A 10,675-nucleotide genomic window follows, 5' to 3' on the forward strand; every position below is an offset into this window, starting at 1 on the left:
TCTTCAAATGATATAAATTAGAAAACTATTGAAGAAAGATTTGAAGATAGTTTAATCACATTTGATCTGCTACTGTTAGATACGATTTATACAATATTTGATATGAGTTAAAACTACTTTTTAGTATAAACACTTTATTTAAGTCGTATTCTTATTCTAGTATACTTCTTTGTCTATTTTCTTGAAGTGTCAAATTGAGTCTAATAATTTAAGAAAATAAAAAAGCAATGCTTCTTAGTTTAAGAATATAAGAAATCTAAGCGAGTATAATGTCAAATAATTTATCACTATAGTAGTGTATTGAACAAGTAAGAAGTAATTATTTCTAATTCTATAATTTGTTAGATTTAAAAGTAATTAGATAGTTTTTATTTCTTGACTCATGCAACAAGATAGATAGAATTCTTTTCTGTCATTAATTTATAGAAAATTTTTATATTATAAATATTTATTTTTAATATTTACAATATTACTATTAGTTGTTTAAAAAGTAATAAGACTAAATTCTAAAAATAGAAAGGTAGAATGAGAATAGTATAGAATGAAAACTATCTGTTTCTGTTAAGGGCTTTGCGTCATTAACTATTAGTTTTTTAAAATGGAGCGTTGTTAATCTGTGCTGCAGCACTTTCAACAAGATTTAAAAAATGATTTTATCGCTGGTCTCTTAGTTGTTATTCCTTTAGCAACTACTATTTGGCTAACTATTACTATCGCTAGTTGGGTTATTAACTTTTTAACTCAAATTCCTAAACAATTAAATCCTTTTGACGGACTTAATCCTATCTTAAGCTACTGTCTTAATTTGAGTGTTGGATTTGCTGTTCCAATTGTTTGCATATCAATTATAGGCTTAATGGCTCGTAATATAGCTGGTAAGTGGTTGTTAGACTTTGGCGAGCGGATTTTACAATCTATTCCCCTAGCTGGAGCAGTTTATAAAACTTTAAAACAAATTCTAGAAACTCTTTTTAAAGATTCTAAAAGTAAATTTAGACGTGTTGTTATGGTAGAGTATCCTCGACGCGGAATTTGGAGTTTAGGTTTCGTAACCGGAACTCTAAGTCCTCCTCTACAAGCCTATTTGGAAAAGCCTATGTTAAGCGTATTTATTCCTACGACTCCTAATCCTACTTCTGGATGGTACTCTATTATTGCTGAGGACGATGTCATTAATTTACCTGTTTCTATTGAAGATGCTTTTAAGGTTTTAATTTCTGGAGGTATCGTTAGTCCTGATATTTCTAGTTATTCAGTATCAGAAGAAGATAATGTACCAACTAATCCTGATATTTCTAATTCAGGAATTAGAGGCAGTTCTTTAGTTACTGATAAAGATATACCCACTTTAAAAAATGTTGATAATCAATTATGATTTCTCGTCAGCAACCTCGTCGAATCGCTCGTGAATTAGCTTTATTAAGTATGAGTCAAGTTAAAGGGACTCCAGAAAAAATTGAGCAACTTCAAATCGAAAATCTTGTCTTAGCTGCCATCCGTGTTCTTACTAACGAAGTGAAAGATACGTTAGAAACTGCTTCGGCAGAGATAATAAGGGGACACAATCAATTGTTTAAATATGAGACACGCTCTAGTAATCTTGAAAGTGCAAAAACTATGCTTTCAGAAGCTCTAGAACTGACCCAAGGTGCAGTTAATTGTCTGGCAGGAGCAATAGAATTTCCTGAAATAATTCAATTAGCCGGTCAACATGATGTACAACAGTACACTATTGAAATTATTCATGCTATATGTAAAAAGAAAAAAGATCTTGATAATCAGTTAGAAATAGTTCTGAAAGATTGGCAGTTAAGAAGATTGGCAAGAATAGATCAAGATATCCTACGTATTGCAGTTGCAGAGATTTTACTTCTTAATATTCCTGAAAAAGTTGCTATCAATGAAGCTGTTGAATTGGCAAAACGTTATTCTGATGATGACGGTTATCGTTTTATAAATGGAGTTCTTCGAAGATTTGTAGAGTATATAAAAGAGGAAAGAAAAAGCAATGTTTTTTTTAAAGAAGTTTAAAATTTTCTTGAACTTTATCTTTTTTTCTTAGTTTCTTTAATATCTAAACAAATTAACTTAATATTATTTACCATACTATAAATAATTTACCTTATGAATGAAATTTCAAATGCTGATTCCTCAAAAATAAAGTACGGAGAACGTAATATTTTAGAGGGAGAATTAATTACATTTCCTAATCCTCGGATAGGTAGAATCTATAATATATTAATAACTTTACCTGAGTTTACTTGTAAATGTCCTTTTTCAGGACATCCCGATTTCGCTACTCTTGAGCTTAATTATGTTCCTAATCAAAAGATTTTAGAACTTAAAGCCTTGAAACTTTATATAAATGGTTTTCGTGATAAATATATTTCTCATGAAGAATCAATTAACCAAATATTAGATGATTTTGTAGAAGCATGTGAACCGTTGGAAGCAAATTTAAAAGGTAATTTTAATCCAAGAGGAAATGTACATACAATAATTGAGGTTTGCTATAAAAAATAATTAAGCTATTGTAATAAGCTAGTTATGACTCTAAAACTAATCGTAAAGGATAAAGGTGATCGAATTGATCTTTGGTTATCAAATCATATTCTTAATATTTCGCGTGCTCGTATTCAAAAACTTATCAAAACGGGAAATGTTATTGTAAATAATGAAATATGTAAAACCAAAAAAGAGCAAGTATTCCTAGGTGATTGTCTACAAATTTATTTGCCATCGCCTAAAAAACTAGAATTAATGCCAGAAGCAATTCCACTTGATATTTTATATGAAGATGAATATTTAATTGTTATTAATAAAGTAGCTGGTATGGTTGTACATCCTTCTCCTGGACATACAGAAGGAACTCTTGTTCATGCTTTATTACATCATTGTTCATATTTATCTGATGTTGGAGAATTCCACAGGCCAGGTATAGTTCACCGCTTAGACAAGGATACAACAGGGACAATTGTAGTAGCGAAGACAGCCTTTGTACATCAACATTTACAAAAGCAGATTAGGGACAGAACAATCAAAAGACAATATATAGCTGTGGTACATGGTGTTCTAAAAAATAAGGAAAATAATAGTTATAAAATTGATAAAGGTGTAATTAACTTACCTATTGGTCGTCACCCAGTAGATAGAAAAAAGATGGCAATCATACCAATTGATAAGAATGGGCGTAAGGCAGTTACGTACTGGAAAATCTTGGAAAGGTTAGGTAACTATAGTCTAGTTAAGTTTAATTTAGAAACTGGTAGAACTCATCAAATAAGAGTCCATAGTAGTTTTTTAGGTTGTCCTGTTTTAGGCGATCCACTATATAGTTCAAATCGTTCCTTCAATATAAATTTATCAGGTCAAGTATTGCATGCTCATAAATTAAGTCTAGTACACCCAATTAATTTAAATAGATTTGAAGTAACTGCCTCTCTTCCACTTGAATTTACAAAATTATTAAAAAGCCTACGACAAAAAAATAATTAATTGACTATATTATTTATTTAAGTTAATCAATTTTTTGCTGCTAAAATTAAGAAATATAAATATTAAGTTAATGTATGATCTTAAAAAAAATTATATATTAATTTATGAGAAGTTTATTTATTAGAGAAATCTTGCGTGAAATCTAATTGGTCTATACATGACAGTGAAGAATTATATGGATTAAAAAGATGGGGAAAGCCTTATTTCAATATTAATAATGTAGGGCACATAGTAGTTTCTCCTCAAAATAACAAAGATAAGGCTTTAAATCTTTTCAAATTGGTTCAAAACTTAGAGAAAAGAAATTTTAATTTACCTTTACTAGTTCATTTTCCAGATATAATAGAAGACAGAATTGAGCAACTTAACCATTGCTTTAGCAAAGCAATGGCTAGATATAATTATGATGGATCATACCAAGGTGTTTTCCCTATTAAGGTAAATCAACAGCGCCATATAGTTGAATCAGTTGTTAATTATGGCTATAAATATAAGTATGGGCTGGAAGTAGGATCTAAACCAGAACTGCTTATTGCTTTGGCACAACTAAAAAATTCTAATTCTCTTCTTATTTGTAACGGATATAAAGATAAAAAATATGTTGAGACAGCTGTTATAGCTTATCATTTAGGCTACAACATTCTAATAGTTATCGAACAATTGAGTGAAATATATTTAGTAGCTGATGTTGTTCTAGAACACGGTATTAAACCTAATTTAGGAATTCGTGCAAAATTAAGTGCGAAGGGAGATAGTCGCTGGGCCAACTCTGCAGGAGATAGAGCAAAATTTGGTCTTAGTGTAACGGAAATTATACGTGCACTTGATCAACTAAGTAAGTCTGGAATGCTTACTAAGCTCAAATTACTTCACTTTCATATCGGTTCTCAAATATCTGCTATTGCGACCATAAAAGATGCACTGAGTGAAGCTAGCCAAATTTATATTAATTTATGTAAACTTGGAGCTCCTATGGAATATTTTGATGTAGGAGGAGGCTTAGGAATTGATTATGATGGTTCAAATACCAACTTCCCTGCATCTAAAAACTATAGCATGCAAAATTATGCAAATGACGTTGTTGCAGCTATTAAAACAGCTTGTGATAGCCAAAGTATTAAAGTTCCTATTATTGTTAGTGAAAGCGGGAGATCTGTAGCTTCTCATCAATCTATTCTTATAGTTAATGTTTTAGGAGTAGATAAAATTGAAGAATTCAATAACACTACCGAAATAGATAATTGTCATACATTAGTACAGGAAATATTGGAAATATATATTTCTATTAATGAGACCAATTTTCAAGAAGCATATCATGATGTTTTGCAGTTAAAACGAGAAATAGAGAGTCTCTTTTCTTTTGGATATTTAAGCTTATATGAAAGAGGTAAAGCAGAAGAACTATTTTGGAAATGTTGTCGTAAAATAAAGACGATTTTACAAAAAGTAGATCTCGAAGTAGACGAACTAGATAATCTTCATCAACTTTTATTGTCAACTTATTATTGTAATTTTTCAGTTTTTCAATCTCTTCCTGATAATTGGTCTATTGATCAGTTATTTCCAATAATGCCTATTCATCGTTTAACTGAAAAGCCAACCGAACTTGGAACCCTTGCTGATTTAACTTGTGATAGTGATGGTAAGGTTTCTCGATTTATTGGATATCAAAATGTTAAACCTCATCTCGAGCTACATTCTTGGGAAAAGAATGAACCTTATTATTTAGGTTTTTTTTTAAGCGGAGCATACCAAGAAATCTTAGGTAGTTTACATAATCTTTTTGGAGACACTAACGCAGTGCATATCAAATTAGATAATGATGGATATCATATTGAATCTATTATTAAAGGAGACTCAGTGGCAGAAGTATTAAAGTATTTGGAGTATAATAGTCGAGATATGATTAAAAGTATGCATAAGAAGACTCAAAACGCTTTTAAAAATCGCCAAATAACTTTTAAAGAATCTCAGCTGTTTTTAAAGTATTATAAAGATGCTTTATATAATTATACTTATCTTAAGTAGTGATTCATAACATTCATATCGTAATGTTTACTGCATAAAGATATTTATAAAACTTTTTAAATGATTATATTGTTTACATGAATATATTAATTCATGGGAACAATAACTTTAAACTTTTTATTAACTATGCTTAGAAGGCCTTAGCAATGAACTCTTTAGGACGTCATATTTTAGTTGAATTTTTTGGATGCTCATCTGAAATTTTAAATAATGTGTCAGTAATTGAATCTAGTATGTTAGTAGCTGCTCAGGAAGCTGGTGCAACAGTTATTAATTCGACATTTCATCACTTCTCTCCATTTGGTGTATCAGGAGTAGTTGTTATTCAAGAAAGTCATCTAGCTATTCATACATGGCCAGAATATCGTTACGCGGCAGTAGATTTATTCACTTGTGGTGATACTGTAAATCCGTGGATATCTTTTGATAGATTAAAAGTTTTATTTAAAGCTGATTATGGTTCTGCATTAGAGCTAAATCGTGGACAGCTAGAGCTACTGGAAAGGATAGATATTGATTTAGGGGAACTTCGCGATGAAACTACTAATAAGCTGGTTATTCCAAAAGTTAGTAGAAGTGTCTGGCTTACTGATCGTAATGAAAATGTTGCTCTTTCCATACGTCATAAAGGAGAACATATTTTTTATGAAAAGTCACCTTATCAAACTGTAGAAATTTTTGATACTTTTGAGTATGGGAAAATGTTGACTATTGACAAAATGGTCATGTGTACTGAAAAAGATGAAAATGCTTATCACGAAATGATAATACATGTACCTATGCTACTCAACCCTTCATTCTCTAATGTATTAGTTATCGGAGGTGGAGATGGTGGTAGTGTAAGAGAATTAATGCGTTATCCTCATATTGAAAAAATAACTATAGTAGAAATTGATGAAACAATAATTAGAGCTTCAAAACAATATTTACCATCTTTATCTAGTCAACTTGATAATAAAAAAGTTGATCTACATATAGAAGATGGAATTACTTTTATTCACAATACAGATGATGAAAAGTATGACCTAATAATAGTAGATTCGTCTGATCCTGTTGGTCCTGCTGAAGGATTGTTTAGTTATGAGTTTTATCGACAAATTTATCGTTGTTTAAAACCTAATGGAGCTATGGCAGCTAATACAGAGTCTCCCTGTTTTAATCAAAAAGTTTTTGTTGATATTAATCATTGCTTAAGTGACATTTTTGGTAAAGAAAATGTTCATTCTTATTTAAGTTTTATTCCTACATATCCTACAGGAATGTGGAGTTTCGCATACACTAGAAAAGGTAGTATGCATCCATTAGATAGCTTTGATTCTGAACAGGCGGAAATTTTTACAAAGCAACATGAGTTAAAATATTATAATTCTGGCATTCATCATTCTGCTTTCTGTTTACCAACTTTTGTTCAAAATATGCTGGATGAATAATCAAAATAAGAGTTTGTTAGATTTTAATCCAAGTAGCATTGGAATAGAAAATGGTAACTTATATGGATTACCTTATACTTATGAAAATGCTGGAATTATTATCTTCGGCATTCCTTGGGAAGTAACAGTATCTTATAAAACTGGCACAGTACTAGGACCACTAAGAATACTGGAAGCTTCTCCTCAACTTGACCTATATGATTCAGATAATCCCTGTGGTTGGAATCAAGGCATTTTTATGCCACCAATTTCAAAATTTTTATTGACACTTAATCAAAAATTTAGAAAGAGAGCCTTACAAATAATTGAAGCGAGTGAACAAGATATAGACATCAGAAGTAATTCACAGTTACAACAAGAATTAACAAGCGTTAATTTTGCCTGTAAACAAATGATAGATTGGGTAAAGAGGAACACTGGTAATGTTCTTCAAGCAGGGAAAAAAGTCGGTATTATTGGTGGCGATCATAGTGTTCCACTTGGGTACATTCAAGCTTTAGCTGAATATAATAACGAGTTTGGAATTCTTCATATTGATGCACATGCTGACTTAAGAGTAGATTATCAAGGATTTTATTATTCTCATGCTTCAATTATGAATAATGTGCTAAAAATACCTCAAGTTATCAAATTAGTTCAGGTTGGTATTCGAGACTTTTGTAATGAAGAAGAATTTACTATTAAATCATCTAATAGCCGAATAATTACTTATTATGATTCATATTTGAAAGACCTTCAATATGGAGGGATAAGTTGGTATCAGCAATGTCAAACCATCATTAATGACTTGCCTAAACAAGTTTACATTAGTTTTGACTTAGATGGACTAGATCCCAAATTATGTCCTCATACAGGGACTCCTGTAGCTGGTGGATTAAATTTGGAAGCAGTATTTTATTTACTAAAAGAACTAGTCAAGAGCAATAGAAAAATAATTGGATTTGATGTTTCTGAGATAGGTGATGGCGAATGGGATGGAAACGTTGGTGCCAGGGTAGTATACAAATTATGTTGTTTATTAGGTTTTTAAAAGGATATTGAAATCTACATAACTGATTATTTACTAAATATTTTGATATATTAATGCAGTTTCTTTATTACGCAAATTACACTTAAAAATATAACAAGCTATCTTTTATTATATTCCATGGCTTTTCCCAATAACCCAATGACGACGGAAAAAATTTGATAGGACTGATTCATCTAAGGATAGATAAATAGGCCTTCCATGTGGACAAGTTCTTGGATTGCGAGTATTTTTCCAAGCATCTAAAATTTCCTGCATTTTGTGTAATTCTAAGGAAACTCCATTGCGAATGGCACTTTTACAAGCAGTTGCGACTTGTGCTGATTCTAAATCTTTTCCTAAGCTTAACTCTAATAAAATATCTGAGTAATCTTCTTGCCCTACGAGTAATTGTGGAATTGTTCTAATTACCCACATTTGTTCTCCAAATATTTCAAGTTCTAAACCAAGATCTTGTAATTGTTTAACTTGATAATTTGATAAGTTAAGTACTATAGGATTGTCAATTTTCGTTAGTTTCCATTCATCTTGCAGTTTTTCATATAAGATTCTTTCATGAGCAATATGTTGCTCTACTAACCATAGGCCATTGGGATGTTCTGCAACAATATATGTCTTATTAACTTGTCCAACTGCTTTTAGAGGTAGCAAATCTAATTTATTAGTACTACTAATATCATTATTGCAACTATGCTCGTTTTGTATTACTGAAGATTTGAGTAATTTATGTAATTGTTTACTGTTTTCTAAAACAATAGAAGGTGATAAACACAACTTAAGACTTTGTTCAATAATTGCAAATATTTGTTCTTCCCAAAATTCTATAAAATGTAGATAAACTTCAGATTTGATTGGATGTCGGTTCCAATCCACTTCTTCAAATGGTGCATATAGTTCTAAAAAACAAATGGGAAAACGTCCTTTTGGTAAGCATCTGCCAAAAGAACGAATTACTGTTTTTTCTAATTGATAAGACTTAATAATTCGTCCGTTGATTCCTATTTTTATCCAATCAGAAGAGCTACGGTGACATCTGTCAGGCAATCCTATGACAATATTAATACTTCCATCCTTACATGATGGAGTTTGTACCTTATTAGCAGTGAATCGTAAATCATTATAGTGAATCTGATTCAATAATTGAGGTATGATTTGTTGCGAAGTTTTCCCTGGACTAATATTAATCCAAGATTTACCATTTAACTTTGCATCCCAAACAACATGTGGATAACATAAAGATGCATTTTCAATAATATTTCGTATTGTTTTTAGTTGTTTTTTAAAACTAGGCAAACCTTTTCGACGAACAGGCATATTACCAAATATATCAGAGATAGTAATAGTCGTACCTGAAGCAATGGCAATGACTTTTTCGTGAATAGGTTGTCCTTGTAGATCATATGTAATGCACCATCCTTTACTGTTCTCTATATTGTGGCGACTCTTAATAGCTAATTGACCTACATTGGCAACACTAAACAAAGCTTCTCCCCGGAAACCTAAGCTATGGATATGACAAAGATCATCTAGTTTACGAATTTTGTTAGTATGATGAGCTCTTGCACAATTACGTAAATCCTGTAAAGACATTCCCATACCATTATCAGTAACGCTAATTTGCCAAAGCTCAGTATTTAAAGAGATACTTATACGAGTTGATTTCGCGTCAATAGAGTTATCTACTAGCTCTCGAACTACAGATGCTAGAGAATCTATAATTTCTCCTGCTGCTATTATATTTACAATTTCAGGGGGAAGACACTGAATGGGATACAACATGAAGGGAAAATATCATTTCTGGAATTATATTACCTAAGATCACTGTACTAATATTCTTTCAAATAAATATACATTATTTAGGATGTTCTAAAAAATAAACCTTACTAAAAAAACATAATTATACATAAGCAACTATTCACGAGAACTTAGACAGCTGCTAAGTCGTTTGATTGAAGTAGTTGCTCAGAACTAGGTAGCTCAAGACAGTAACCGGCTCCATAAACTGTTTTGATATAGCAAGGATGTCTAGGATCCGGTTCTAATTTTGTTCTTAAGTGGCGAATATGAACACGTATAGTCTCGATATCGTCATCAGGATCATATCCCCATACTTCCTTTAGAATTTCACTCGGAGAAACAGTTTGTCCATGCCTTTGTAATAGGCAGTGCAATAATTCAAATTCTAAGTGAGTTAATTTAACGGTTTGCTCAAACCAAATTGCTTCAAATCTTTCGGGAATAAGGGTTAGTGGTCCATAATTTAAAATTTCAGAATGCTTGGCTGCTTGAGGGATTCTATCTGTTCTGCGTAAGAGTGCTCTGACTCTTGCTAACATTTCTGCTAATTCAAAAGGTTTTGTTAAATAGTCATCAGCTCCAGCATTAAAACCCTCTACTTTATCTTTAGTCTGTCCCAAAGCTGATAGCATTAAAACAGGAATATCGGCAGTACGTTCATCTCTTCGTAATCTTTGACAAACTGTAAATCCATCTACTTTTGGTAGCATTAAATCTAACATTATTAGATCTGGTTGTAATTGGACAGCTAAAGCTTGTCCCTTGATTCCATCCGGAGCTTGATTAATGTCATAACCTGCCATTTCTAAGTTAGTAGAGATCAGATCTCTGATGGCATCATCATCTTCAATTACAAGTATTCGAGGCATTTCAATAAAATAATAATTAAATGTAAACG

9 protein-coding genes are annotated in these 10,675 nt (G+C 31.4%); 7 read left to right on the forward strand and 2 right to left on the reverse strand.

From position 1 onward, the window contains the following. Nucleotides 1–616 precede the first annotated feature (616 nt). The 7 genes from LPC16_RS04235 to LPC16_RS04265 all read left to right on the forward strand — a co-directional run bounded on the left by LPC16_RS04235 (nt 617) and on the right by LPC16_RS04265 (nt 7,983). The gene (locus LPC16_RS04235; RefSeq protein WP_040055031.1) at nt 617–1,375 is read left to right on the forward strand and encodes a DUF502 domain-containing protein; all 759 of its coding nucleotides are present in this window, start codon (nt 617–619) and stop codon (nt 1,373–1,375) included. Then, nucleotides 1,372–2,031 carry a transcription antitermination factor NusB gene (gene nusB / locus LPC16_RS04240; protein WP_229636931.1) on the forward strand — a complete coding sequence of 220 codons (660 nt, stop codon included), beginning with the start codon at nt 1,372–1,374 and terminating at the stop codon, nt 2,029–2,031. Before LPC16_RS04235 ends, nusB begins: the two co-directional genes overlap by 4 nt. Nucleotides 2,032–2,124: 93 nt before the next feature. Further along, nucleotides 2,125–2,523, forward strand: coding sequence for a preQ(1) synthase (queF, locus tag LPC16_RS04245; protein WP_040055033.1), 399 nt, complete (start codon nt 2,125–2,127; stop codon nt 2,521–2,523). A gap of 24 nt (nt 2,524–2,547) precedes the next feature. Further along, a complete protein-coding gene (locus tag LPC16_RS04250; RefSeq protein ID WP_229636932.1) occupies nt 2,548–3,495 on the forward strand; it encodes an RluA family pseudouridine synthase in 948 nt (315 codons plus the stop codon). A 135-nt stretch (nt 3,496–3,630) separates the two neighbouring features. Next, nucleotides 3,631–5,523, forward strand: coding sequence for a biosynthetic arginine decarboxylase (gene speA / locus LPC16_RS04255; protein ID WP_229636933.1), 1,893 nt, complete (start codon nt 3,631–3,633; stop codon nt 5,521–5,523). Nucleotides 5,524–5,669: 146 nt separating this feature from the next. Continuing rightward, nucleotides 5,670–6,953, forward strand: coding sequence for a polyamine aminopropyltransferase (gene speE, locus LPC16_RS04260; RefSeq protein ID WP_040055036.1), 1,284 nt, complete (start codon nt 5,670–5,672; stop codon nt 6,951–6,953). Continuing rightward, nucleotides 6,946–7,983 (forward strand): agmatinase family protein, encoded by a 1,038-nt coding sequence (locus LPC16_RS04265; protein ID WP_229636934.1) that lies wholly within the window; start codon nt 6,946–6,948, stop codon nt 7,981–7,983. The genes speE and LPC16_RS04265 overlap by 8 nt, the downstream gene beginning before the upstream one ends. Before the next feature lie 108 nt (nt 7,984–8,091). On the opposite strand, the gene mutL is transcribed toward LPC16_RS04265, so the two are convergent. Next, nucleotides 8,092–9,759, reverse strand: a complete 1,668-nt coding sequence (gene mutL / locus LPC16_RS04270) for a DNA mismatch repair endonuclease MutL (RefSeq protein ID WP_229636935.1) — start codon at nt 9,757–9,759, stop codon at nt 8,092–8,094. Nucleotides 9,760–9,905: 146 nt separating this feature from the next. Further along, complete coding sequence (locus LPC16_RS04275; RefSeq protein ID WP_040055039.1) at nt 9,906–10,646, reverse strand: response regulator transcription factor; 741 nt, start codon at nt 10,644–10,646, stop codon at nt 9,906–9,908. Between the last annotated feature and the right edge of the window lie 29 nt (nt 10,647–10,675).

Source organism: cyanobacterium endosymbiont of Braarudosphaera bigelowii (assembly GCF_020885515.1).
In the GTDB taxonomy this organism is placed as follows: domain Bacteria; phylum Cyanobacteriota; class Cyanobacteriia; order Cyanobacteriales; family Microcystaceae; genus Atelocyanobacterium; species Atelocyanobacterium thalassa_A.